At 65.7% G+C, this 23,128-nt stretch carries 23 protein-coding genes; 11 read left to right on the top strand and 12 right to left on the bottom strand.

The features are described 5' to 3' along the window. The first annotated feature begins 73 nt into the window (after window positions 1-73). The gene (locus tag PMI15_RS24320) at window positions 74-232 is read left to right on the top strand and encodes a DUF3309 family protein (RefSeq protein ID WP_007865311.1); all 159 of its coding nucleotides are present in this window, start codon (window positions 74-76) and stop codon (window positions 230-232) included. 71 nt (window positions 233-303) lie between these two features. Here PMI15_RS24320 and hrpA read toward each other — a convergent pair whose 3' ends face one another. Together hrpA and PMI15_RS06295 are read right to left on the bottom strand one after the other, a co-directional pair. Next, the gene (gene hrpA, locus PMI15_RS06300; protein ID WP_036837748.1) at window positions 304-4,248 is read right to left on the bottom strand and encodes an ATP-dependent RNA helicase HrpA; all 3,945 of its coding nucleotides are present in this window, start codon (window positions 4,246-4,248) and stop codon (window positions 304-306) included. Window positions 4,249-4,343: 95 nt separating this feature from the next. Continuing rightward, window positions 4,344-5,564 carry a GGDEF domain-containing protein gene (locus PMI15_RS06295; protein WP_007865307.1) on the bottom strand — a complete coding sequence of 407 codons (1,221 nt, stop codon included), beginning with the start codon at window positions 5,562-5,564 and terminating at the stop codon, window positions 4,344-4,346. 227 nt (window positions 5,565-5,791) lie between these two features. Between PMI15_RS06295 and argA the strand changes: the two genes are divergently transcribed. From argA to PMI15_RS06275, 4 genes are all read left to right on the top strand, one after another. After that, window positions 5,792-7,141: an amino-acid N-acetyltransferase gene (gene argA / locus PMI15_RS06290; RefSeq protein WP_007865306.1), complete on the top strand. Its 1,350-nt coding sequence runs from the start codon at window positions 5,792-5,794 to the stop codon at window positions 7,139-7,141. Between the two features lie 73 nt (window positions 7,142-7,214). Further along, on the top strand, window positions 7,215-7,466 hold the full coding sequence (locus PMI15_RS06285; protein ID WP_007865304.1) for a DUF1272 domain-containing protein: 252 nt from the start codon (window positions 7,215-7,217) through the stop codon (window positions 7,464-7,466). Continuing rightward, window positions 7,463-8,095, top strand: a complete 633-nt coding sequence (locus tag PMI15_RS06280; RefSeq protein ID WP_007865301.1) for a LysE family translocator — start codon at window positions 7,463-7,465, stop codon at window positions 8,093-8,095. Before PMI15_RS06285 ends, PMI15_RS06280 begins: the two co-directional genes overlap by 4 nt. A 27-nt stretch (window positions 8,096-8,122) precedes the next feature. Next, complete coding sequence (locus tag PMI15_RS06275; protein ID WP_007865299.1) at window positions 8,123-8,803, top strand: phosphoribosyltransferase; 681 nt, start codon at window positions 8,123-8,125, stop codon at window positions 8,801-8,803. Here PMI15_RS06275 and PMI15_RS06270 read toward each other — a convergent pair. From PMI15_RS06270 to imuA, 3 genes are read right to left on the bottom strand one after another with little or no spacing between them, the layout of a single operon-like run. Then, entirely contained in the window at window positions 8,797-11,970 is a 3,174-nt protein-coding gene (locus PMI15_RS06270; RefSeq protein ID WP_007865297.1) for an error-prone DNA polymerase, read from the bottom strand. The genes PMI15_RS06275 and PMI15_RS06270 overlap by 7 nt on opposite strands. 11 nt (window positions 11,971-11,981) lie before the next feature. Next, on the bottom strand, window positions 11,982-13,436 hold the full coding sequence (locus tag PMI15_RS06265; protein WP_007865296.1) for a DNA polymerase Y family protein: 1,455 nt from the start codon (window positions 13,434-13,436) through the stop codon (window positions 11,982-11,984). Continuing rightward, complete coding sequence (imuA, locus tag PMI15_RS06260) at window positions 13,396-14,220, bottom strand: translesion DNA synthesis-associated protein ImuA (protein WP_007865294.1); 825 nt, start codon at window positions 14,218-14,220, stop codon at window positions 13,396-13,398. The genes PMI15_RS06265 and imuA overlap by 41 nt, the downstream gene beginning before the upstream one ends. A gap of 269 nt (window positions 14,221-14,489) precedes the next feature. On the opposite strand from imuA, the gene PMI15_RS06255 reads away from it, so the two are divergent. Then, complete coding sequence (locus PMI15_RS06255) at window positions 14,490-14,762, top strand: hypothetical protein (protein ID WP_007865292.1); 273 nt, start codon at window positions 14,490-14,492, stop codon at window positions 14,760-14,762. A 122-nt stretch (window positions 14,763-14,884) separates the two neighbouring features. After that, window positions 14,885-15,127 carry a hypothetical protein gene (locus PMI15_RS06250; protein WP_238541082.1) on the top strand — a complete coding sequence of 81 codons (243 nt, stop codon included), beginning with the start codon at window positions 14,885-14,887 and terminating at the stop codon, window positions 15,125-15,127. Window positions 15,128-15,136: 9 nt separating this feature from the next. Here PMI15_RS06250 and PMI15_RS06245 read toward each other — a convergent pair whose 3' ends face one another. Next, the gene (locus PMI15_RS06245; RefSeq protein WP_007865288.1) at window positions 15,137-15,643 is read right to left on the bottom strand and encodes a disulfide bond formation protein B; all 507 of its coding nucleotides are present in this window, start codon (window positions 15,641-15,643) and stop codon (window positions 15,137-15,139) included. 210 nt (window positions 15,644-15,853) lie between these two features. Here PMI15_RS06245 and PMI15_RS06240 point away from each other — a divergent pair, with 210 nt between their 5' ends. From PMI15_RS06240 to PMI15_RS06225, 4 genes are all read left to right on the top strand, one after another. After that, window positions 15,854-16,207 carry a VOC family protein gene (locus tag PMI15_RS06240; protein WP_007865286.1) on the top strand — a complete coding sequence of 118 codons (354 nt, stop codon included), beginning with the start codon at window positions 15,854-15,856 and terminating at the stop codon, window positions 16,205-16,207. Window positions 16,208-16,236: 29 nt separating this feature from the next. Next, a complete protein-coding gene (locus PMI15_RS06235) occupies window positions 16,237-16,647 on the top strand; it encodes a VOC family protein (protein ID WP_007865284.1) in 411 nt (136 codons plus the stop codon). A 47-nt stretch (window positions 16,648-16,694) separates the two neighbouring features. After that, window positions 16,695-16,970: a DUF2277 domain-containing protein gene (locus PMI15_RS06230; protein WP_007865282.1), complete on the top strand. Its 276-nt coding sequence runs from the start codon at window positions 16,695-16,697 to the stop codon at window positions 16,968-16,970. 150 nt (window positions 16,971-17,120) lie between these two features. Beyond that, window positions 17,121-17,606 carry a low molecular weight protein tyrosine phosphatase family protein gene (locus PMI15_RS06225; RefSeq protein WP_007865280.1) on the top strand — a complete coding sequence of 162 codons (486 nt, stop codon included), beginning with the start codon at window positions 17,121-17,123 and terminating at the stop codon, window positions 17,604-17,606. Window positions 17,607-17,629: 23 nt separating this feature from the next. Here the strand turns inward: PMI15_RS06225 and PMI15_RS06220 are convergent, their stop codons facing one another. From PMI15_RS06220 to PMI15_RS06195, 6 genes are read right to left on the bottom strand one after another with little or no spacing between them, the layout of a single operon-like run. Next, a complete protein-coding gene (locus PMI15_RS06220; protein WP_007865278.1) occupies window positions 17,630-18,718 on the bottom strand; it encodes a sulfate/molybdate ABC transporter ATP-binding protein in 1,089 nt (362 codons plus the stop codon). An 11-nt stretch (window positions 18,719-18,729) separates the two neighbouring features. After that, window positions 18,730-19,740 carry a sulfate ABC transporter permease subunit CysW gene (cysW, locus tag PMI15_RS06215; protein ID WP_007865275.1) on the bottom strand — a complete coding sequence of 337 codons (1,011 nt, stop codon included), beginning with the start codon at window positions 19,738-19,740 and terminating at the stop codon, window positions 18,730-18,732. Then, the gene (gene cysT / locus PMI15_RS06210) at window positions 19,737-20,630 is read right to left on the bottom strand and encodes a sulfate ABC transporter permease subunit CysT (RefSeq protein ID WP_007865272.1); all 894 of its coding nucleotides are present in this window, start codon (window positions 20,628-20,630) and stop codon (window positions 19,737-19,739) included. The genes cysW and cysT overlap by 4 nt, the downstream gene beginning before the upstream one ends. A gap of 8 nt (window positions 20,631-20,638) precedes the next feature. After that, complete coding sequence (locus PMI15_RS06205) at window positions 20,639-21,640, bottom strand: sulfate ABC transporter substrate-binding protein (RefSeq protein ID WP_007865270.1); 1,002 nt, start codon at window positions 21,638-21,640, stop codon at window positions 20,639-20,641. After that, window positions 21,637-22,236 carry an alpha/beta hydrolase gene (locus tag PMI15_RS06200; RefSeq protein ID WP_007865266.1) on the bottom strand — a complete coding sequence of 200 codons (600 nt, stop codon included), beginning with the start codon at window positions 22,234-22,236 and terminating at the stop codon, window positions 21,637-21,639. Before PMI15_RS06200 ends, PMI15_RS06205 begins: the two co-directional genes overlap by 4 nt. Before the next feature lie 20 nt (window positions 22,237-22,256). Continuing rightward, window positions 22,257-22,907, bottom strand: a complete 651-nt coding sequence (locus tag PMI15_RS06195) for a peroxiredoxin (RefSeq protein WP_007865263.1) — start codon at window positions 22,905-22,907, stop codon at window positions 22,257-22,259. Between the last annotated feature and the right edge of the window lie 221 nt (window positions 22,908-23,128).

Here is a 23,128-nt window from a genome sequence, read left to right as displayed (position 1 = left end):
GCCCCCCTCCTGCTTGATCAGGCCGGGGCCCGGGCAAGAATCAAGGCACACACATAACTAGGAGTGCCTCCAAATGTCCCTATCGCTCATCCTGCTGATTGTCCTGATCCTGATCCTGGTCGGCGCCCTGCCCACCTGGGGCCACAGCCGCAGCTGGGGCTACGGGCCCAGCGGCGGCCTTGGCTTGGTCGTGCTGATCCTCATCATCCTGCTGCTGATGGGTCGTATCTAGCCACGCGGTTTCACCAGGAAAAATGGCCTTGCAATGCAAGGCCATTTTTTATGCGCCTGGAAAGCCTGGCCTCAACTATTCAGTTGAGCCCAGGCCTTTTCCAACCTCTTGATGCTGACCGGTTGCGGCGTGCGCAGCTCCTGCGCAAAAAAGCTCACGCGCAATTCCTCCAGCAGCCAGCGGAACTCCTGCATGCGCGCGTCGACCGCGCCCTTGCGTTCGGCCACCAGGCGCCAGTAGCGCTGTTCCTGCGGCCGCAGTTCAGCCAGGCGCGCGGCGTCGCGTGCCGGGTCGGCGCGCCATTTTTCCAGCCGCAAGGTGATGGCTTTGAGGTAGCGCGCGAAATGCTGCAGTTGCGCATAAGGCGTGACCGCCAGAAAACGCTTGGGCACCAGGCGCTGCAGTTGCTGGGCGGCGTCGGCCGCGGCTTCGGCGGCGTTTTTGCTGTCCTTGATCTTGCGCTGGGCCGCGGCGAATTCGGTGAGAATGCCCGCGGCCAGCCGGGCGACCTCGCTGGCAATCAGGGTCAGGCGGCCCCGGCCGTCTTCGATGCGCTTCTTGAATTCGCCCTCGCTGGTGGGCAACGGATCGAGCAGGAAGGCACGGTCCAGCGCGACCTCGATGATCTGCTCACGCAGTTCCTCGAGCGTGCCGCCGCCGGAGTTATCGGCCGCACGGCCCACCAGCATGTAGGCCGTGGCCATCTTCTGCAGCTCGGGCAGGTTCTTCTCGAGGTATTTGAGCGCGTCCTTGATCTGCAGCGCAAACAGCCGGCGCAGGCCGGCACGGTGTTTTGCGGCCGCCGCATCGGGTTCGTCGAACACCTCTATGGTGACCGCGTCGCCCAGGTCAATCAGCGCCGGAAAGCCTATCAAGGTCTGCGAGCCCTTGCGGATTTCCATGAGCTCGGGCAATTCGCCAAAACTCCAGCCTGTGTAGCGCTCCGCCACCTTGACCGCCGGTTTTTCCGCCGCTGCCGGAGCGCCGGGCTTGCCGGCAGGGGGAGTCTTGCCTGGATGGGCGGCCGGCTCGGGTGCTTTCGCGAGGTTCTTGAGCCCCGCCAGCGCCTGGAAGGCGCCGCGCGCCTGCGAGCCCAGTTCGCCCTTGAGCGCGCCCAGGTTGCGGCCCGCGCCCAGCTGGCGGCCGTGCTCGTCGACCACGCGGAAGTTCATGAACAGATGCGGCGGCAGCATGTCCAGCTTCATGTCGTTGCGCTTGATGTCCAGCGAGGTCGCGTCGCGCACCAGCTTGAGCACCGCGTCCGTGAGCGAACCGCTGCCGAAGACTTCGGGCTGCAGCAGCTGCTCCGTCATGCGCGCCGCGGTCTCGGGCAGCGGCACTAGGCGCGAGCGCGGGCGCTGGTGCAGTGTCTTGATCAGCGCCTGGACCTTGTCCTTGAGCATGCCCGGCACCAGCCACTCGCAGCGCTCCTCATTGACCTGGTTGAGCGCGAACAGCGGCACGTCCACGGTCACGCCGTCGCGCGCGTCGCCGGGCTCGTGCAGGTAGGTCACCAAGCAATCCACCCCACCCATGCGCAAGGTTTTGGGGAAAGACTGGGTGGTGATGCCGGCCGCTTCGTGGCGCATCAGTTCTTCGCGGGTCAGCAGCAGGAGCTGCGGCTGCTTTTTCGACTCTTCCTTGTACCAGTGCTCGCAGCCCGCGCCGCTGTGCACGTCGGCCGGCAATTGCTGGTCGTAAAAGGCGTAGATCAGTTCCTCATCGACCAGCACATCCTGGCGCCTGGCCTTGTGTTCCAGGTCCTGCACCTGCTGGATCAGCTTCTGGTTGGCCGCCAAAAAAGGCAGCCTGGTGTCCCAGTTACCGGCGACCAGTGCCTCGCGGATAAAGATCTCTCGCGCCGTGACCGGGTCGACCCGGCCGAAGTTGACGCGCCGCCCGTTGTAAACCACCAGGCCGTACAGCGTGGCGCGCTCCAGCGCCGTGACCTGGGCGGCCTTTTTCTCCCAGTGCGGGTCCAGCAGCTGTCTGGACAAAAGATGGCCGGCCACCTGCTCTATCCAGGCCGGGTCTATATTGGCGATGCCGCGGCCGAATAGGCGCGTGGTTTCCACCAGTTCGGCCGCCACGATCCAGCGGCCCGGTTTTTTGCTCAGGCGCGCACCGGGATGGCGGTAAAACTTGATGCCACGCGCACCCAGGTACCAGTCTTCCTCGTCGCTCTTGCAGCCTATATTGCCCAGCAGGCCGCACAGCATGGACAGGTGCAATTGCTCATAGCTGGCGGGCTTGTCATTGAGCACCCATTTCTGTTCACCCACCACTGTATGCAGCTGCGAATGGATGTCGCGCCATTCACGCACACGGCGCACGTTGACGTAGTTCTCGCGCAGCAGGTTTTCATACTGGCGATTCGAGAGCTTGTGCTGGGGGCCTTCGGCCCGCAGCACGGGTGCTGTTTCAGGAGGCGTCACGCGACCGCGCGACGCGCCATGGCCGCCGCGCGCATCGCCCAGCCATTTCCAGAGCTTGAGGTAGCCGCTGAACTCGCTTTTTTCGTCGTCGAACTTGGCGTGCTGCTGGTCGGCCTGGGCCTGCTTGTCCATGGGCCGGTCGCGCACGTCCTGCACGCTGAGCGCACTGGCGATCACCAGCACCTCGTCCAGCGCATTGCGGTCCCTGGCTTCGAGGATCATGCGGCCCACACGCGGGTCCAGCGGCAGCTTGGCCAGCGTGCGGCCCACGGGCGTGAGTTCGTTGTCCTCGTCCACGGCGCCGAGCTCGGCCAGCAGCTGGTAGCCGTCGGCAATGGCGCGGCGCTGCGGCGGCTCAATGAAAGCGAATTCCTCGACATTGCCCAGGTGCAGCGCCTTCATGCGCAGAATCACCGAAGCCAGCGAGCTGCGCAGGATTTCCGGGTCGGTAAAGGGCTGGCGGCCCTGAAAGTCCTTCTCGTCGTAAAGGCGTATGCAGATGCCGTCGGCCACGCGGCCGCAGCGGCCGGCGCGCTGGTTGGCCGCCGCTTGCGACACCGGCTCCACCATCAGTTGCTCGACCTTGTTGCGAAAGCTGTAGCGCTTGACGCGCGCGGTGCCGGCATCGATCACATAGCGGATGCCGGGCACGGTCAGCGAGGTTTCGGCCACGTTGGTCGCCAGCACGATGCGCCGGCCGCTGTGGCCGTCAAAAATCCGGTCCTGCTCGGCCTGGCTCAGGCGCGCGAACAGCGGCAGCACCTCGGCATTGCGCGTCAGCGGCTGGTGCGCCAGGTGCTTGCGCAAATGGTCGGCCGCCTCGCGGATTTCGCGCTCGCCCGGCAGGAACACCAGGATGTCGCCCGCGCTGTGCGGGCTCAGCCAGAGCTCGTCGACCGCGTCGGCGATCGCGTCGTTGAGGTCGTGCTCGCGCGACTCTTCAAACGGGCGGTAGCGCTGTTCGACCGGAAACATGCGGCCGGAAACCATGATGACCGGCGCAGGGCCTTTGGCCGAGGCAAAGTAATCGGCAAAGCGCTGGGCATCAATCGTCGCCGACGTGATGACCACCTTGAGGTCGGGCCGGCGCGGCAGCAGTTGGCGCAAATAGCCCAGCAGGAAGTCGATATTCAGGCTGCGTTCGTGGGCCTCGTCGATGATGATGGTGTCGTAGGCCTTCAGCAGCGGGTCCGTCTGCGTCTCGGCCAGCAAAATGCCATCGGTCATCAGCTTGACCGAGGCATCGCGCGAGAGCCGGTCCTGGAAGCGCACCTTGTAGCCCACCACCTCGCCCAGCGGTGTCTTGAGTTCTTCGGCGATGCGCTTGGCCACGCTGGAGGCGGCGATGCGGCGCGGCTGGGTGTGGCCTATGAGCCGGCCCTGCCCCGGCGGGTAGTTGAGCTTGCCGCGGCCCATGGCCAGCGCGATCTTGGGCAGCTGAGTGGTCTTGCCCGAGCCGGTCTCGCCGCAGACGATGACGACCTGGTGGGCCGCCATCGCGGCGGTGATCTCATCGCGCTTGCCGGAGACGGGCAGCGATTCGGGAAAGGTGATGGTCAGGGGAGTCAAAGCAGGGGACAAAGGGAAGAGCCGTAAGGAATGCGCGGGGCCGGGACGGCCAAAGCCGCCAATTATCGGCGCTTCCGCAAAGCCCCGCGTGCCGAGGCTGTGCCGGCTCAGGCCGCCAGCACCGGCATGTCGACGATTTCCCCGCTGCCCTCGTCAAACCAGGCAATGCGGCTGGGATAACCCAGCGCCGCGCGCGACATGCCGCGCCCCAGTCCCACCGCCGAGGAGGCGCGCGCATCGGTTTTGGACACCCGCAGCACGCCCAGGCCGACCTCCGCCGCCCAGGGCGTCTGCTGGCCGGCTACCGTGCCGACGTCCAGGCTGGTGTTGAGCGTCACGGTGCGCGTCAGCGCGGCCTGCACGCGGCGCGCCAGGTGGATCAGGTCGCCGCTGTCGTGGCAGTTGCGCATCAGCAGCAAAAAGCCGTCCTCGCCCAGGCGCCCCATCTCCACATGGGCCGGCACGGTGCGCCGCAGCCGCCCGGCGCAGACAAACAGCGCATGGTTGACGGCAGCCAGGCCATAGAGCTTTTCCAGCACATAGAGGTTGGCGAGGGAAACCACGATCACGCCCATCGGCACCGGCTTGTCGCGGTAATCCCTGAAAGCCCCGTTCAACATATTGTTGGTTTCGCTGTTGGAGCGCATGCGGGTGACGGGGTCATAGCTGGGGCCGTAGGCCATGGCCTGGTTCAGCTCGATCAGGTAGGAATAGCGTATCCACAGCACCGACGCCATGGTGGCCAGGTAGGCCGTGCCCGCCAGCGCGGCGACGGCGTGGGCCTGCCAGGGCACATGGGCACGGTCCAGCGCCGCCCAACTCAGGCCCACGATGGCCACCAGCATGAAAACCACGCCCGCCACCGCCACCCAGGCCAGGCGGTCACCGCGCAGGGCGCTGCGCAGGCTCAGGGCCAGGGCCACAAAACCCATCAGCGCGGCTGCGGCCAGGCTCAGCATCAGGGACTGCTGCGGACTCACGGCCCAGCCCAGCCCGATGACCAGCACGGCAACGCCCGCCAGCAGCAGCAAGGCGCGCCGCTGGGACGAGGGGCTGCGCAAAATGCCCAGGATGGAGAACAGCAGGTAGGCCAGCAAAACCGACACCAGGCTGGCCACATGGGCCAGGAAACGGTCCTGCGTGTCGGCGTCGCCTATCGGCAGGACGCCCAGAAAGGCCACCACAAAAAAGGTCGAGGCCAGGGCCGAGGCGGCGGCATTGACGGCAATGCGCCGCAGGGACCGGATGTAGGCAAACACCGAACCGGCCAGCATCAGGCCGGCCGACCCGAAGTAGCAGCCCCAGAACCCGATCGCATATTTATCCATGACCCCCTGACCATAACCTGCCGCACCTTCTTCGCCAAGCACTAAAAGACGCAACGCCGGCCACCATGGACCTCCCCGGGCCGGCCGCGTCTCCCTTACACTCACTGGACTTTTTCGTTTGCCGGGAAATTGCGGGGAGAAGCAGCGCCGGGAAGCAGTGCCTTGCCCTGCGGCCGCCCCGCCCCCGGCTGCTCCCGCCCTGCCCTTTACGACCCGAAAGCGCGCCCATGTCCGCCGTCTTCAATTTCACCTTTGTGCCCTGGTTCCGCTCGGTCGCACCCTACATCCACACGCACCGCGGCAAGACCTTTGTGGTGGGCCTGGCCGGTGAAGCCATCGCCGCCGGCAAGCTGCAGCACATCGCCCAGGACCTGGCGCTGATCCAGAGCATGGGCGTGAAGATCGTGCTGGTGCACGGATTTCGCCCGCAGGTCAACGAACAGCTCAAGGCCAAGGGCCATACGGCCAAGTACTCACACGGCATGCGCATCACCGATGAGGTCGCCCTGGACAGCGCCCAGGAGGCCGCCGGCCAGCTGCGTTATGAAATCGAGGCGGCTTTCAGCCAGGGCCTGCCCAACACCCCCATGGCCGGCTCCACGGTACGGGTGATTTCGGGCAACTTCATCACCGCGCGCCCGGTCGGCATCCTGGACGGCGTGGACTTCAAGCACTCGGGCCTGGTGCGCAAGGTGGACACCGCCGCCATAGGCCGGGTGCTGGATTTCGGCGCCATGGTGCTGCTCTCGCCCTTCGGCTTCTCACCCACCGGCGAGGCCTTCAACCTGACCATGGAAGAGGTCGCCACCTCGGTGGCCATCGCCATGCAGGCCGACAAGCTGATCTTCCTGACCGAAATCCCGGGCATACGCATACACCACGACCAGCCCGAAAGCGAAGACAACCCCATAGACACCGAGCTGCCGCTGGCCGCCGCCGAAAAGCTGCTGGCCACCCTGCCCAACGGCGAGCGCCCCACCGACACCGGCTTTTACCTGCAGCACTGCGTCAAGGCCTGCAAAGCCGGCGTGGAGCGCAGCCACATCCTGCCCTTTGCGGTGGACGGCTCGCTGCTGCTGGAAATCTATGTGCACGACGGCATAGGCACCATGGTGGTCGATGAGAAACTCGAAGAGCTGCGCGAAGCCACCGGGGACGACGTGGGCGGCATCCTGCAGCTGATAGAGCCTTTTGAAAACGACGGCACCCTGGTCAAGCGCAGCCGCACCGAGATCGAGCGCGACGCCGCCAACTACAGCATCATCGAGCACGACGGCGTGATCTTCGCCTGCGCGGCGCTCTACCCCTACCCGGAAGCCAAAACGGCGGAAATGGCGGCGCTCACCGTCTCGCCGCAAAGCCAGGGCCAGGGCGACGGCGAAAAAATCCTGAAACGCATAGAGCAGCGCGCCCGCGCCGCCGGCCTGCAAAGCATTTTTGTGCTGACCACCCGCACCATGCACTGGTTCATCAAGCGCGGTTTTGTGCAGGTGGACCCGGACTGGCTGCCCGAAGGCCGCAAGCGCAAATACAACTGGGACCGCAAGAGCCAGGTGCTGGTCAAGAAGCTGTCCTGACCCGGCCGGGGTTTCCCTCGCAGGGATTTTTCTTTAGCATCGGGTCAATCCCCCCTTCACACAGGACTTCTCCATGCTCCAAATGCGACCCAACTGCGAATGCTGCAACAAGGACTTGCCCAACGAGTCGGCCGAGGCGCGCATCTGCACCTTTGAATGCACGTTTTGCGCCGACTGCGCCGACACCCGGCTCAAGGGCGTCTGCCCCAACTGCGGCGGCGGCTTCACCGTGCGGCCCAGCCGCCCCGAGCGCCTTCTCGCGAAATACCCGCCTTCGACCGAGCGCGTCTACAAGCCAGAAGGCTGCGGAGCGGCAGCCGCATGAACACCACCACCCTGCTGCTGTTTTCCGTCGTCGCGCTGGTGGCCATCGCCACGCCCGGCCCCACGGTGCTGCTGGCGCTGGCCAACGGCTCGCGCTACGGCGTGCGCCGCTCTGTGCCCGGCATGCTGGGCGCGGTGGTTTCCGATTTTGTGCTGGTGGGCGCGGTGGCCCTGGGCCTGGGCGCGCTGCTGGCCGCCTCCGAGTTCTGGTTTTCGGTGCTCAAGTGGGCCGGCGCGGCCTACCTGGCCTGGCTGGGCCTGCGCCTGCTGCGCTCGCGCGGTGGGTTTGAGATTCCCACCGAAGGCGCCGCCGGCACGCAGCACGGCGGCCGGGCGATTTTCATGAAATCCTTCCTGGTGGCGGTGACCAATCCCAAGGGCTACCTGTTCTGCTCGGCCCTGCTGCCGCAGTTCATCGACCCGGCGGCCGCCCAGGCGCCCCAGTACCTCGCGATTGCGCTGGTGTTCGCGGGCATCGATTTTTCCGTGATGTTGGGCTACGCCTTTGTGGGCGCGCGGGCGATACGCCTGCTCAAGGCCTCGGCCACGCGCTGGATAGACCGCGCCTGCGGCGGCGCGCTGCTGGCGCTGGCGGGTTCTCTGGCGTTTTACCGGCGCGCCAACAGCTAGGTTTGCAGCGCCGGCGGGAGCATACGCGTGACGGACCCGGTACTGCCCTACCGTGACCGCGTCCATGCCGGGCGCCTGCTGGCCGGCGCCCTGGCGGCTTACCGCGGCCGCCCCGGCCTGCTGGTGCTGGCCCTGCCGCGCGGCGGCGTGGCCGTGGGGCGCGAGGTGGCCCGGGAACTCGAAGCGCCGCTGGACGTCTTTGTGGTGCGCAAGCTCGGTTATCCGGGGCATGAGGAATACGCCATGGGCGCCATCGCCAGCGGCGGTGTGCGGGTGATGATGAACCCGCCGCCCGGCGCGGCGCCACAGCCGCAGGCCGTGGCCGCCGTTCTGGCCCGGGAAGAAGCCGAATTGCTGCGCCGTGAGCAGCTCTACCGCCAGCAGCGCCCGGCGCCCGCCATCGCGGGCCGCAGCGTCATCGTGGTGGACGACGGCCTGGCCACAGGCGCCACCCTGCGCGCGGCCGTGCTGGCGATACGGCAGCAGCAGCCGGCGCAGCTGGTGGTGGCCGTGCCGGTCGGTTCCGGGCAAGGGTGCAGCGAACTGGAAGACCAGGGCACGGAAGTCGTCTGCCCGGCCCGCCTGGACTATTTCGGCGCCGTGAGCCAGTGGTATGTGGACTTTCCCCAGGCCACGGACGAAGAGGTGCGGCAGTTGCTGGACGATGCGCACCGGGAGCACGCGCGGCAAGCCGGCCGGCCTCAATGAAAGTCGCGGCTGGAGGTTCCCAGCCGCCCCAGCAGCGGCGTCAAGTCTTCCAGCCGCCGCGCCACCAGGTTGCGCACCGCGCCATAGCCCTTGGCGGTGCCGCTTTCCTCGCTGCGCTGCCACACCCCGTAGACCGCCAGCAAACGTGAATGCAGCAGCTCGGCGCGCTGCGCTTCGCGCAGCGACTTCCAGACGATCACATTGACCGGCCCGGTTTCGTCCTCCAGCGTGACGAAGATGGTGCCCTTGGCGGTTTGCGGCTGCTGGCGCACGGTGACGATGCCGCAGCCCGCCGCTTCCTCGCCGTCGGGCAAGGCATTGAGTTCGCTGGCGCTCAGCAGGCCCTTGCGCGCCAGCCGCTCGCGCAGCAGCGCGACCGGGTGGCGCCGCAGCGTGAGGCCGGTGGCCCGGTAGTCGAACAGGATGTTTTCGCCTTCGGGCGTATCGGGCAGCACCAGCGGCGTTTCATGCGTGGGCACGGACTTGAGCAGGCGCGGCGCCGGCTTGATGGCCGAGGCCTCCCATACCTGCTGGCGCCTGTGGCCCGACAGCGGCAGCAAGGCATCGGCGGCGGCCAGCGCGTTGATTTCGAGCGTGCCCAGTTGCGCCCGTGACACCAGGTCTTCGGTCGAGTTGAAAGGGGTTTGCGCCCGCGCCGCCACCAGGCGCAGGGCCGCGTCCTCGCGCAGGCCGGCCACCAGGCGCAGGCCCAGGCGCACCGCCGGCTGCGTGCCGGCCGGCAGCACGCCGTCCGGCTCCAGCATGCAGTCCCAGTGGCTGTGCATCACGTCCACGGCGCGCACCTCCACGCCGTGGCGCACGGCGTCCTGCACCAGCTGCGAGGGCGTGTAAAACCCCATGGGTTGCGAGTTGACCATGGCCGCCAGGAAACAGGCCGGCTCATGGCACTTGAACCAGCAGCTCACATACACCAGCTTGGCAAAGCTGGCGGCATGGCTTTCGGGAAAACCGTAGTCGCCGAAGCCCAGGATCTGGCTGAAGATGCGTTCGGCGAATTCAGCGCTATAGCCGTTCCTGACCATGGCCTGGACCAGGCGGCCGTGAAAACGCTCCACCCCGCCCTTGCGCTTCCAGGCCGCCATGGAGCGGCGCAGGTCGTCGGCCTCGCCGGGCGTGAAGTCGGCGGCGATCATCGCGATCTGCATCACCTGCTCCTGGAAGATGGGGATGCCCAGCGTGCGCTCCAGGGCCGGGTTGAGCGCCGGGTATTCGGGGGTGATGGTTTCCCCGCGCCTCTGGGCTTCGCGGTTCTTCAGGTAGGGATGGACCATGCCGCCCTGGATGGGCCCGGGCCGCACGATGGCGACCTCGACCACCAGGTCGTAGTAGCTGCGCGGCTGCAGCCGCGGCAGCATGGACATCTGGGCGCGGCTCTCGATCTGGAACACGCCCACCGTGTCGGCCGCGCAGATCATGTCGTAGGTTTTCTCGTCGGGCTTGACCTCGTGCATTTGCAGCGTGGTGCCGCGCACCTGGTTCACCAGCGCCAGGCAGCGCCGTATGGCCGACAGCATGCCCAGCGCCAGCACGTCGACCTTGAGCAGGCCCATGGCTTCGAGGTCGTCCTTGTCCCACTGGATGATGCGACGCTCCTCCATGGAGGCCGGCTGTACCGGCACCAGCCGCGTGAGCTTGCCCTGCGTGAGCACAAAGCCGCCCACATGCTGGCTCAGGTGGCGCGGAAAACCGATCAGCTGCGCCGACAGGTCCAGCCACTGCAGCACCGGCCCTTCCCTGCCCGCCAGGCCGGCCTGGCGGATTTTTTCCCGCAGCACCTCGCTGCCGTCAAACCAAAAATGCTCCTTGGCGAACTGGTCTATCAGTTCCGGCTCCATGGCCAGCGCCTTGCCGACGTCGCGGATCGCGCTGCGCGGGCGGTAGCTGATGATGGTGGCGGCAATCGCGGCGCGGTCGTGGCCGTATTTGCGGTAGATGTACTGGATGACCTCCTCGCGCCGCTCATGCTCGAAGTCCACGTCGATGTCGGGCGGCTCGCGGCGCTCGCGGCTGATGAAGCGCTCGAACAGCAGCTTGCTTTCCGCCGGGTTGACGGCCGTGACGCCCAGGCAGAAACACACCACCGAGTTGGCCGCCGAGCCGCGCCCCTGGCACAGGATGCCTTCCTGCCTCGCAAAGCGCACGATGTCGTGCACGGTGATGAAGAACATCTCGTATTCCAGCTCTTCGATCAGGGCCAGCTCGAAGCCCAGCTGCTTCCTGACCTTGCGCGGAATGCCCTGCGGATAGCGTGTGTGGGCGCCTTGCCAGCTCAGCCGCCTGAGCCAGCGCGCCGGCGTTTCGGCCGGCGGCACCATGTCATCCCGGGGGTAGCGGTAGAGGTCGCGGATCTCGTCAAGGCTGAAATTGCAGCGTGCCGCCACCACCAGCGTGGCGCGCAGCAGCGCGGCCGGGTAGATGCCGGCCAGCCGCATGCGCGGACGCAGGTGCGCCTCGGCATTGGCCTGCAGCGCAAAGCCGCACTCATGCACCGGCCGGCCCAGCTTGATGGCCGTCATCACGTCGTGCAGCGGCTTGCGCGAGCGCTTGTGCATCAGCACATTGCCGGCCGCCACCAGGCCTATGCCGGTGCGCGCCGCCACCTCCTGCAGCTGCTGCAGGCGCAGCGCGTCGTCCAGGCCCTGCTGCAGCTCGACGGCCAGCCAGGCGGCCGTCCCGAACAGCCGCAGCGCCCAAGCGGCGTGCGCGCCCAGCGCCTGCGCATTGATGGCCTCGGGCAGGGGCGAGAGCAGGATTTCACAATCGGCCAGCCGCGAAAAATCGGTCTCGTCCAGCGCGACGCGGTAGCTGCCCTTCTCGACCTCGTCGCCGGCCCGGCGTGCCTCGGTGATGAACTCGCACAGGTTGCCCCAGCCCGCCGCATTGTGGGGCAGCACCACCAGCCTGAAGGCATCAGCGGCCTGCACCAGGAATTCGGCCCCCGGCAGCAGCTTGAGCCCGTGCGCCCGGGCCGCCTCATGCGCCTTCACGACACCGGCGACCGAACATTCGTCGGTGACGGCCAGCGCCTTGTAGCCCAGCTCGGCCGCCCGCTCGGCCAGCTCGTCGGCATGCGAGGCGCCGCGCTGGAAGCTGAAGTTGCTCAGGGCATGCAGCTCGGCGTAATCGGGCAGCGCGTGGGCGGACATGGCGGCGGGTCTCAGGCAAAAAAACCGTGCAAATACCAGGCGCGCTGCCGCGCGCCCTCGGGCGTCGCACCCAGGCGCTCGCTGTAAATCCAGAGCAGGCCGCCCTGCTGGCTGCGGTAAATGAAGTAGTCGCGCAGCGCCCACGGTTTTTCAGACAGGCCGGCACCGCGCGCGGCCTCGCTGTCCGCCAGCAGCCACTCGGCGGCCTCCAGCCGCTGCGGCCCGGCCAGGCGGCGCAGCGGGCCCTGGTAAACCGGGTTGTTGCCGGCGGCGGCCAGCTTGAGCGGCTCGGGCAGCAGCCAGGCCGGGTACAGGGCATCGGTTTTGGTCTCCGGGAGTGGGCTGCTGGAAGCCGCTTTCGAACCCTTTGAGCGCTTGCGACCGGGCCGCTCAGGATTGAGCTGCGCGCGTATCGATGAGATCACGCCCCGGGCCGGCACCCAGCGCTGCATCAGTTCCGGCCGGTGGTCGGCGCAAGGCTGCCAGGCCCGCACCCGCGCATCACCCAGGCGGGCGCTCAGGCGCTCGACCAGTTCCACCACGCCGTCGCCCTGCTGGCGCGCCTCCATCAGCAGGCTGCCGGTGGCGGCGGCCGCGTCGGCCAGCAGCTCGGTAGCCAGCGAGCGCAAGCTCAGGCTGTGCACCGGTGCCGGCAGCTTTTGCTGCGCCAGGTGCTCCGATATCAGGCGCGCCACATGGCGCAGGTCTTGCGCGGGCTGGGCCGTGCGCACGTCGAGCTCGCCGGTGGGCGGCACGTCGCGGCGCTTGTCCAGGTGCCAGGTGATTTTCAGGGCGCACAAGCCGCTCTGGCGCCCGAGCAGCCAGGCATGCAGTTGCACCAGCAAGCGCTCCACGCCGGCCATCAGCGCGGGGGCGTGGGTCACCAGCGCGTTGAGCTCGAGTTTTTCCTCAAAGTGCTCGGGCAGCAGCAGCCACTCATAGTCGTCGGGTGCGCTACCGCGCGCGCGGTCCAGCGCTTCCAGCAGTTCCGCGCCGAAGCGCCGCGCCACGCCGTCACGCGGCAGGCGCAGCAGGTCGTCCCAGGTACGGCAACCTATGCGCTCGAGCACACCCAGGTGCGGGCGGGCGGCCGTCAGCGTGTGCATGGGCAGCTCGGCCACGCGTTTTTTGACGGCGGCCCCGCCCTCGCCCAGCACACGCAAGCGGCCCAGCGCGATCAGGGAAGTCGCGCCCTGCGCGCGTTGAACTTCGGCCCGCAGCCCGTTCTCGCCGAAAAAGGCCGCCAGGCGCTGCGCCAGCAGTTGCATCAGCCGCGCCAGCCCGCCGAAGAGGCGCAGGCTGGCCGTCACGTCCATCAGCACCGCCTCATCGACCAGCGCTACGCGCGGCGTCAGGCCCAGCGCCAGGCTGGCCGCCGCCTGTTGCAGCGCGGCGGCATCCATGGCGCAGGCCGGCTGGCCCGCCTCAGTGGTGGTCGAGATGCGCAATGCGATCCAGCAACGCATGGATGGGGCTCTCGGGTGAGTTGAGGGGAAGCGCCACCCGCGACGGCAGCAGCAGCGGCACCGGGATACCGGCTTCTTCGCGCTGGCGCCACACCCTTTCACGGCTGGCCGCCAGCAGCGCGGCCAGACGGGCCGGCCGGGTGTCCAGCAGCAGCGGCGCGGCCAGCGGCGGGCCGCGCCGCTTGAAGACATCGACCCGCAGCGTGCCCGCCTCCTGGGCCGCGCCCTCCAGCCGCAAACGCAGCGGCGCGGGCGAGGATTCCTGCTGCGCCCGCAGCGGCCGGAACACAAACAGCAGCTTGTGGTGCGCATGGGCGGCGATCTGCAGGCGGCGCAGGTGCGCACTGCGCGCATCGGGCAACCAGGCCAGCACGCTGTGCACGTCGGCGCATTGCAGGGCCTCGCGCGTCGCCCACAGCAGCGAGGGCGCATCGCCGGGCTGCCCTTCGATGCTGAGCAGGCGCCGCATGTCCAGGGATCGCGCGCCCAGCGCCGGGCCGAATGGCAGCCAGGGCGCGCCCACCAGCACCGTCAATTCGCGGGCCTGCGCCTGCAAGGCCGCCAGGGCCGGCGCCACCAGGCCCCATTCATGCACGCCGGCCTGGGGCTGCAAAAGCTCGATCAAGGCCCCCCGCGGCCAGCCGCCGCCGGGCAGCACGGCGTCCAGCCCCGCATAGCCCGTGGCGACGGTCTGCACACTCGCGCCGCCCAACTCGCCGGCGCGCCAGATATGGGCATTGGCGAAGTCCGGCAAGGCGCGGGCTGCGGAGGTTGGCGAAAGCATGGCGGGAGGTCAAATTCGGATAAATACTGTATTTATGTACAGTATATCGATGCCGCCCTTGGCCGCAATCCCTTGGCCCTTTAAAAGCGTCACCTATGCAAGAAGCGCCATCAGCGCGCTCTTGCCATCCCCGAGGCGGCCGGGGCCCAAAAAACGGAGGAATGCGTAATGCCCTGTAATGGCGCCTCCTCCACGGCGCCCGTACATTGGCGCCTCCCCCGCCTGCAAGCAGGCCGGGAAAGATTTTTCAACCCTGAAGGAGAAGAAACATGGCCACCAACATCACCGTGAACATTTCGGGCGGATCGGACAAGGAAAACGTCACGGCCGCCACATTGGCCAACAAGCGATGGGGGGAAAACGGCACGGCGCGGTTTGGCCAGGCCCAGCAAGTCAACGCCGGCGGCACCACCCTCACGATCTACAAGACAACGGCACCTCGCCAGCTGTCCATCGCCGTGGACGTGACCGACAACGGCGACTTCACCTTGAACGTGCAGGTGAACCAGAACGACATGACGGTTTCCCAGAGCGGGGTGTAATCCCCCGTAATGGCTTTGCCAGGACCGCCGCCGTAAATTGGCTTCACCCTCTTGAGCAACACGAGGGCAATTTTTTGCCAACACCCCAAGGAGGAAATATGGCCGGTATACGCGTATATGTTGTGGGTGGAACAGAACAGGAAAATACCACGGCGGTGACCGTGGGGCCGCAGCGATGGGGACAGAACGGCCAGGCCTACGGCACCGTCCAGCAGGTCCCGGCGGGATTCCAGCCCCTGACTGTTTTCAAGACGACACAACCGCCGAGCATCTCCATCACGCTGGAGGTGCGCCCCGACTACCCCGGTGACCACACGCTCAATGTGACGGTGAACCTCAACACCATCAGCGTGGCCGAAGTCTGAACAAGGCGCTCAGGACTTGCGCGCCAGCCGGGCCACCAGCAGCAGGCCCACCAGCGCGATCACCACGAAGCAGACAAACGACCAGTTGGCAATCGAGCCGCCCAGAAAGGTCCAGTCGATCTTGGTGCAGTCGCCGCTGCCCTTGAAGATCATGGGAATGGCGCGCTTGAGCGGGAAGGTCTCGATCATTCCGTAAAAATCGCGGCCGCAGGAGGCGATCTCCGGCGGGTACCACTGCAAAAAGCTCTGGCGCGCCGCCACGAATGCACCGAACCCGGCCAGCAGCACCATTACGCCCGAGCCGGCCATCAGGAGGCTGCGGCTTCTGGCAATGGCCGTGACGCCCGCCACCAGCGCCACCAGCACCAGCGCGTAACGCTGCACGATGCACATGGGGCAAGGCTCCAGCCCGACCACATGCTGCAGGTAAAGGCCAAAAGCCAGCATGGCCACGCAGGCCGCGGCCACCAGCACCAGCACGCGGCGCGGCATGGCATCGAAATACGTCAAAAACATCAGGGAGCCCTCTTTTTTTCTGGGTGGATTATGAATGGTCCAGGGGTTCGGGCGTTTGGACCGGGATAAGTTCCCTTCCGCGATTCATTCAGGGCCAATCCTGGTCGTCCCGCGCCGCGCTTTCAGCACAATTTGCCGGTACTTGTCCTACAGGGTGAGTTCCCCGGCGGGCGTAAATTTTCAGGACTGCAACCTTTTTGGAGACTCATCATGATGGTGCAAAACGCCCTCGCCAGTGTCGCCGTGCGCAAGCTGGCCACCGCCCTGCCCTGGTATGAAAAATTATTGGACGCCAAAGCCAGCCGCCCCATGCCCGAAGTCGGCGAATGGCAGTTCCAGCGCGGCGGCGGCCTGCAGCTTTATGAACTGCCTGAGCGCGCCGGCGAAGGCTCGGTCACCCTGGCCGTCAACGACCTTGAGCCGGAAATCGAGCACCTGGAAAAGCTGGGCATAGACACCAGCCATAAAACCTCCAGTGACAAGGTCCGCACGGTGATGATCACCGACCCCGACGGCAACCACATCGCGATCGCCGAAGCCCTGATGCCCGGCGTGATACGCTGAAAACCTGAGAAAACAGGAAGGATAGAACCATGGAATTCCACCGCGGCCGCCTCGTCGACCACATCCACCTGCGCGCCCATGACCTCGCGGCCAGCAAGCGCTTTTACCGCGCCGTGCTGCAGTCGCTGGGCAAGGCCGGCGCCATCCAGGAAGCCGACAGCCATTTCTCGGCCGACGAACTCTGGATAGACCAGGCCGACGGCGCCACATCCCACGTCCACCTGGCTTTCCAGGCCAAGGACCAGGCGGCCGTCAAAGCCTTTTACGAAGCGGCCCTGGCCGCGGGCGGCACCGACAACGGCGCGCCGGGCGAGCGGAAATACCACCCGGGCTACTACGGCGCCTTTGTGCTGGACCCGGACGGCAACAACATCGAGGCGGTCTACCATGGGCCTTTTGTGGCTTCGGCCGAGTCGGTGGTGATCAAGCCCGCCGGCTAGGCAGAGCCAGGGATTTCAACGCGAAGCCTTCGCCTCAAGGAGCCGGCATGTGCCGCAACATCAAGACCCTGTTCAACTTCGAGCCGCCCGCCACCGAGCTGGAAATCCGTGATGCCTCGCTGCAGTTCGTGAGAAAACTCAGCGGCTTCAACGTCCCGTCCAAGGCCAATGAAGCCGCGTTCGAGCGTGCCGTGGAAGAAGTGGCGGCCTCTGCGCGAGATTTGATCCGCTCGCTGGTCACCCATGCCGAGCCGCGCAACCGCGAGGTCGAGGCGGAACGGGCGCGCGCCAGGTCGGCAATCAGGTTTGGCGCAAATCCGTAACAAGCGTCATTCCATCTCCCGGACTTCGATACTGGAATAAATACCTGCCAGCACGGCGGGGATCCGGTTCGGGCTTGCCTTGGGATTATTCAAGGCTTCGCTTCACTTAAAGACTGATATAAATCAGGTTCACAAAAGCATGAAGCTCATATGACGACCAAAGACGATTGGCCCAGGGAGAAACGCTGGAAAGACCTGTACATCCGGTCAACAAAAGTTGCGCGTGCAGAGCAGCTGGGCCTCGATTACCCCCGCACGACAGCAAAGCAACTTGTGCAGAAAGAAGAAACCGCCCGCAGCACTGAGCGCCTCAAAGTTCTGTTCGTGTGCAGCCGTAATCAATGGCGGAGTCCGACAGCCGAACAACTCTGGCGCAAGCACCCGCAACTGCTAACCCGCTCCGGCGGTACCAGCCCCAATGCGCGTCACACCGTTTCCGTAGAAGACATCCGGTGGTCCGACGTGATCCTTGTCATGGAGGAAAAACACAAGTCGAGGTTGACTGCAGAGTTCACCAGGCTGCTTGATGGCAAGACTGTGCATGTTCTTGATATCCCTGACGACTACAAATTCATGGACAAGGAACTGATAGAAATGCTGGAGCAGTGCGTGCCCAGCATACTTGGGATCGAGTGAGCCGGTTTCAGAGCACAGCACACTCACCCCTCCACAAACACCCTCGCCTTGCGCGGCGTCACCACCAGCATGTCGCCTTCGCGCAAGCCCATATCGGAAAATTGCTGTGAAGTCATCTGGGCTTCGATGATTGAATCGCCGGAAACATTGCCTTTTTGCTCAAAGCCTTCAGCGGGAATCAGTTCCAGCCGCGCGATGGGGCCTATGACGATGGCACGCTCCAGGTGGGCGACGATGCCTTCGGCGCCCGGCGCGTAGCGCTGCACGTCCAGGTCGTGCGGGCGCACATAGGCAAAGGCTTTGGCGTCCTGCGCGCCGGCGTGCTCGGGAGAATTGAGGCGCAGGCCTTCGAGCTGCACCTCGCCCTCGTGGGCGCGGCCGTGGAATAAATTGACGTCGCCCAGGAAACCGTAGACGAAAGGGCTGGCCGGGTGGTCCCAGACCTGCTGCGGCGAGCCTATCTGCTCGACCTTGCCGGCGTTCATCAGCACCACGCGGTCGGCCACTTCCAGCGCTTCTTCCTGGTCGTGCGTCACAAAAATGCTGGTGACGTGCAGGTCGTCATGCAGGCGGCGCAGCCAGCGGCGCAGTTCCTTGCGCACCTTGGCGTCGAGCGCGCCAAAGGGTTCATCAAGCAGCAGCACCTTGGGCTCCACCGCCAGCGCGCGCGCCAGGGCGATACGCTGGCGCTGGCCGCCCGACAGCTGCGAGGGAAAGCGGTCGGCCAGCCAGTCGAGCTGCACCAGGTTGAGCAGCGAATGCACTTTTTCCTTGATCTGCGCCTCGCTGGGTCTGAGGCCTCGCGGCTTGACGCGCAGGCCGAAGGCCACGTTCTCGAACACCGTCATGTGACGGAACAGCGCGTAGTGCTGGAACACAAAGCCGACCTGGCGCTCGCGCACATGCACGTCGGTGGTGTCTTCGCCGCTAAAGAGGATGCTGCCGCGGTCGGCGGTTTCCAGGCCGGCGATGATACGCAGCAGCGTGGTCTTGCCGCAGCCCGAGGGGCCCAGCAAGGCGACAAGCTCGCCCGATTCAATGTCCAGGCTCACGTCGCCCAGGGCCTGGAAGTCGCCAAAATGTTTGCTGACGTTGCGGATTTCTATGCTCATGGTGTGTTCCTTTAAGGGGCGGCCACGCCTGCGACAGCCCGCGGGCGTTCTGGTGGCAGGTCCGCCGCGGCTTTCATGTCGGCTTCGTGGCGCCATTCGGCCACCGACTTGATGGCCAGCGTGACCAGCGCCAGGATGGCCAGCAGCGAGGCCACGGCGAAGGCAGCCACCGACTGGTATTCGTTGTAGAGGATTTCGACGTGCAGCGGCAGCGTGTTGGTCTGCCCGCGTATGTGGCCCGAGACCACCGAGACCGCCCCAAACTCACCCATGGCCCGCGCATTGCACAGGATGACGCCGTAGATCAGGCCCCACTTGATGTTGGGCAAGGTCACGTGCCAGAAAGTCTGCCAGCCGGTCGCGCCGAGCACGATGGCGGCCTGCTCCTCGTCGTTGCCCTGCGCCTGCATCAGCGGGATCAGCTCGCGCGCGATAAAGGGAAAGGTCACGAACACCGTCGCCAGCACGATGCCGGGCACGGCAAAAATGATCTTGATGTCATGCGCCAGCAGCCAGGGCCCGAACCAGCCCTGCGCGCCGAAGATCAGCACATAGATCAGGCCGGCCACCACGGGAGAGACCGAAAACGGCAGGTCCACCAGCGTCGTCAACACCGACTTGCCGCGGAACTCGTACTTGGCAATCGCCCAGGCGGCAGCCACACCGAACACCAGGTTCAGCGGCACGGCGATCACGGCGGCGATCAAGGTCAGCTGAATGGCCGACCAGGCGTCGGGCTCGCGTAGCGCGGCGAGGTAGGCGCCAAAGCCTTTTCGCAAGGCCTCGGTGAACACGGCCGCCAACGGCAGCACCAGGAAGAGCAGCACAAACAGCAGCGCCACGGTGGTCAGCGTGTAGCGGACCCAGGGGGCTTCGGTCGTTCCGGATCTCGGTGCGGCGCGGGAGGAAGCCGTCGAGCGCCGCGAAGGGCCGCCCCGAGCAAGCTCAGCCCCTTCTTTCGCATCGAGGGGCAGCGTACCGCCGGAGGCTCGCGAAGCGACAAGCGTGGGGGCCTGTTTCATGCCGGCGCCCCCGCGTTACGACGCTGCCAGGCCTGCAGGCCGTTGATCACCAGCAGCAGCACAAAGGACACCAGCAGCATCACCACGGCCACGGCAGTGGCGCCGGCGTAGTCGTACTGCTCGAGCTTGCCGATGATGATGAGCGGTGTGATCTCGGAAATCATGGGCATGTTGCCGGCGATAAAGATGACCGAGCCGTACTCGCCGATCGCGCGTGCGAAGGCCATGGCAAAGCCGGTCAGCAAGGCCGGCGTGATGTGCGGCAAGATCACCTTGGTGAAAATCTGCAGGCGCGTGGCGCCCAGCGAGGTCGCGGCTTCCTCAAGCTCTTTTTCGGCGTCTTCCAGCACCGGCTGCACCGTGCGCACCACAAACGGCAGGCCGATAAAAATCAGCGCGATCACCACGCCGGCCGGCGTAAAGGCCAGCTTGATGCCCATGGGCTCCAGGTACTGGCCTATCCAGCCGTTGCCGGCCAGCAAGGCCGTGAGCGAAATACCGGCCACGGCCGTGGGCAGCGCAAAAGGCAAATCGACCAGCGCGTCGACGATCTTTTTGCCTGCAAACTTGTAGCGCACCAGCACCCAGGCCAGCAGCAGGCCGAAGACCAGGTTGACCAGCGCCGCAATCAGCGAAGCGCCGAAGGTGAGCCGGTAAGAGGCCAGCACGCGCGGCGAGGTCACCGCGGTGACGAACTGCTCCCAGCTCATCGTGAAGGTCTTGAAGAACAGCGCCGAGATCGGGATCAGCACGATCAGGCTCAGGTACAGCACCGTGTAGCCCAGCGTCAGCCGGAAGCCGGGCAGCACGCGCCTGGCAGCCCTTTTGCCACCCGCAGGGATGCCCGGCACCACCGCGGAAGGCGGCGCCACAGAAGACAAGGCAGTCATGGCTTGACTTATTTAATCGTGTACAGCTTGTCGAACTGCCCGCCGTCGTTGAAGTGCACTTTTTGCGCTTCACCGAGGCTGCCGAAGACGTCCTGCACCGTGAACAGCTGCAGCGGCTTGAAGGTGCTCGCGTATTTCCTGAGCATGGCCTGCGAGCGCGGGCGGAGCGCATGGCGCGCGGCGATTTCCTGGCCCTCGTCCGAGTAGAGGTAATTAAGGTAGGCCTTGGCCAGGTCGGCCGTGCCCTTCTTGGCCACGGTGCGCTCCACCACCGCCACCGGGTTCTCCGCGAGGATGCTGATGGACGGGTACACCGCGTCCACCTTGCCTTCGCCGAACTCCCGGTTCACCGACAGCACTTCGGATTCAAAGGTGATCAGCACGTCGCCGATATTGCGCTGCAGGAAGACGGTGGTCGCATCGCGCCCGCCCTTGCCCAGCACCGGCACGTTTTTGTAGAGCTTGCCGACGAACTCAGCGGCTTGCGCGTCGGTGCCGCCTTTCTTCTTGGCGTAACCCCAGGCAGCCAGGTAGGCGTAGCGGCCGTTGCCGCCGGTCTTGGGATTCACCAGGACGACCTGTATGCCGGGCTTGACCAGGTCATCCCAGTCCTTGATGCCCTTGGGATTGCCGTTGCGCACCAGGAACAGCATGGTCGAGGTGGTGGGCGAGGCGTTGTCCGGAAACTTTTTTGCCCAGTCCCTGGCGACCACACCGGCACTGGCCAGGAAGTCCACGTCCGTCGAGGTGTTCATGGTGACCACATCGGCGTCCAGGCCGTCGGCCACCGAACGCGCAATGGCACTGGAACCGCCGTGCGACTGGTCCACCTTCACGTCCTTGCCGGTGGTCTTTTTGTAGTGGGCGATAAAGGCCGCGTTGTAGTCCTTGTAGAACTCGCGCGCCACGTCGTAAGAGCCGTTGAGCAGCGTTTGCGCCTGCGCCGGGACGATACCGCTCGTTGCCAGGGCCAGGGCGGCAAGAGCGATTTTGAATTGTGGGGAAGTCATGCCGTTTCCAGGGATCCGAAAGAAGAAGAGGAAGAAGTCTGTGAAGAGGAAAAATCAAGGCGGCCGGCCGTGAGGGAGGCATCGCCCGCCAGCGACTGCAGCAGCGCGATGCCCAGCGGCCATTCGCCGTGGCCCGATTCGACGTTGATGTGGCCTGCATCCTGCAGGCGCACAAACTCGCTGCCCCAGGCACGGGCATAGGCGCCGGCCAGGCGCACCGGACAGAAAGGGTCGTTGCTGCTGGCCACCAGCACGCTGCGGTAAGGCAGCTTCTGGTAAGGCACGGGCGCGAAATCGCTCAGCACGGCGCGGCGCTCCGGGTCGGCCGGCGCCACCAGCAAGGCGCCCTGTATACGCCCGGCCGCCTCGGGCGGCAGGTGCGTTGTCGCGATGCAGCCCAGGCTGTGCGCCACGACCACCACAGGCTCGTTCTGCAGCAGGATGGTGTTGGCCAGCGACGCCACCCAGGCTTTGCGCGAAGGCGTGATCCAGTCGTCCTGCCGCACACGCACCGCATTGCTCAGGCGCTCGGCCCACAGGCTTTGCCAGTGGCCGGGGCCGGAGTCGCGCCAGCCGGGAACGATGATGAAGCGCACGCTGCGTAAACCCGTCTGTCTTATTTATTGGGCTGCGGCGTGACGCGCAAATACGGCTTGATGGCCTTGAAGCCCTTGGGGAAACGCTGGGCGATTTCGGCAGGGTCCTGCAGGCTGGGCACGATGATCACGTCGTCGCCGTCCTTCCAGTTCACCGGTGTGGCGACCTTATAGCCGTCGGTCAGCTGCAGCGAATCGATGACGCGCAGGATTTCATCGAAATTGCGGCCCGTGCTGGCGGGATAGGTGAAGGTGGTGCGTATCGCCTTCTTCGGGTCGATGATGAACACGCTGCGGACCGTGGCAGTGGGGCCGGTGCTCAGGGCATTCGGGTGGATCATGTCGTAGAGCCCGGCCACCTTGCGGTCCGCATCGGCCAGGATGGGGAAATTCACCGTGGTGTTCTGCGTTTCGTTGATGTCGTTGACCCACTTGCTGTGGGAGTCCAGCGGATCGACGCTGACCGCGATCGGCTTGACATTGCGCTTGGCGAATTCACCGCCCAGGGCGGCGGTTTTGCCGAGTTCGGTGGTGCAAACGGGGGTGAAATCAGCGGGGTGCGAAAACAGCACCACCCAGGAATCGCCGGCCCATTCATGAAAGGAAATTTTGCCCGCGGTGGAGTCCTGGGTGAAGTCGGGGGCGGTGTCGCCGAGTCTGAGGGTGGCCATGGTTTGCTCCTTGAGGTTGCTTGATCAAAGCATTGTGGGGAGCAAGCGTTAAAACGCAAAAGAATATATCGCTCTTAATTTATCTTGCTTTTTGCATAACAATGGCTTTCGGGTATCTGGTATTCCTGTCCCACCCCCTTGTGGATGCGCCGAGGAGCGCAGGGCCAGACGGATCAGGGCAAAAACTTGTTTGAGCGAAGCGAGTTGTTTTTGACCCCGGC

The sequence above is a fragment of the Polaromonas sp. CF318 genome, assembly GCF_000282655.1.
In the GTDB taxonomy this organism is placed as follows: domain Bacteria; phylum Pseudomonadota; class Gammaproteobacteria; order Burkholderiales; family Burkholderiaceae_C; genus Polaromonas.
The sequence above is the reverse complement of the archived record's forward strand: the minus strand, read 5'-3'. Positions and strand labels throughout refer to the sequence as shown.

Bases quoted from the DNA above. Each gene is read 5' to 3' on its own strand.
- PMI15_RS06225 (WP_007865280.1), top strand. From the start codon at position 17,121: ATGACGACCAAAGACGATTGGCCCAGGGAGAAACGCTGGAAAGACCTG.
- argA (WP_007865306.1), top strand. From the start codon at position 5,792: ATGTCCGCCGTCTTCAATTTCACCTTTGTGCCCTGGTTCCGCTCGGTC.
- PMI15_RS06245 (WP_007865288.1), bottom strand. From the start codon at position 15,643: ATGTTTTTGACGTATTTCGATGCCATGCCGCGCCGCGTGCTGGTGCTG.
- PMI15_RS06240 (WP_007865286.1), top strand. From the start codon at position 15,854: ATGATGGTGCAAAACGCCCTCGCCAGTGTCGCCGTGCGCAAGCTGGCC.
- PMI15_RS06195 (WP_007865263.1), bottom strand. From the start codon at position 22,907: ATGGCCACCCTCAGACTCGGCGACACCGCCCCCGACTTCACCCAGGAC.
- PMI15_RS06220 (WP_007865278.1), bottom strand. From the start codon at position 18,718: ATGAGCATAGAAATCCGCAACGTCAGCAAACATTTTGGCGACTTCCAG.
- PMI15_RS06235 (WP_007865284.1), top strand. From the start codon at position 16,237: ATGGAATTCCACCGCGGCCGCCTCGTCGACCACATCCACCTGCGCGCC.
- PMI15_RS06280 (WP_007865301.1), top strand. From the start codon at position 7,463: ATGAACACCACCACCCTGCTGCTGTTTTCCGTCGTCGCGCTGGTGGCC.
- PMI15_RS24320 (WP_007865311.1), top strand. From the start codon at position 74: ATGTCCCTATCGCTCATCCTGCTGATTGTCCTGATCCTGATCCTGGTC.
- cysT (WP_007865272.1), bottom strand. From the start codon at position 20,630: ATGACTGCCTTGTCTTCTGTGGCGCCGCCTTCCGCGGTGGTGCCGGGC.
- PMI15_RS06205 (WP_007865270.1), bottom strand. From the start codon at position 21,640: ATGACTTCCCCACAATTCAAAATCGCTCTTGCCGCCCTGGCCCTGGCA.
- PMI15_RS06285 (WP_007865304.1), top strand. From the start codon at position 7,215: ATGCTCCAAATGCGACCCAACTGCGAATGCTGCAACAAGGACTTGCCC.
- PMI15_RS06265 (WP_007865296.1), bottom strand. From the start codon at position 13,436: ATGCGTTGCTGGATCGCATTGCGCATCTCGACCACCACTGAGGCGGGC.
- PMI15_RS06255 (WP_007865292.1), top strand. From the start codon at position 14,490: ATGGCCACCAACATCACCGTGAACATTTCGGGCGGATCGGACAAGGAA.
- PMI15_RS06270 (WP_007865297.1), bottom strand. From the start codon at position 11,970: ATGTCCGCCCACGCGCTGCCCGATTACGCCGAGCTGCATGCCCTGAGC.
- cysW (WP_007865275.1), bottom strand. From the start codon at position 19,740: ATGAAACAGGCCCCCACGCTTGTCGCTTCGCGAGCCTCCGGCGGTACG.
- imuA (WP_007865294.1), bottom strand. From the start codon at position 14,220: ATGCTTTCGCCAACCTCCGCAGCCCGCGCCTTGCCGGACTTCGCCAAT.
- PMI15_RS06230 (WP_007865282.1), top strand. From the start codon at position 16,695: ATGTGCCGCAACATCAAGACCCTGTTCAACTTCGAGCCGCCCGCCACC.
- PMI15_RS06295 (WP_007865307.1), bottom strand. From the start codon at position 5,564: ATGGATAAATATGCGATCGGGTTCTGGGGCTGCTACTTCGGGTCGGCC.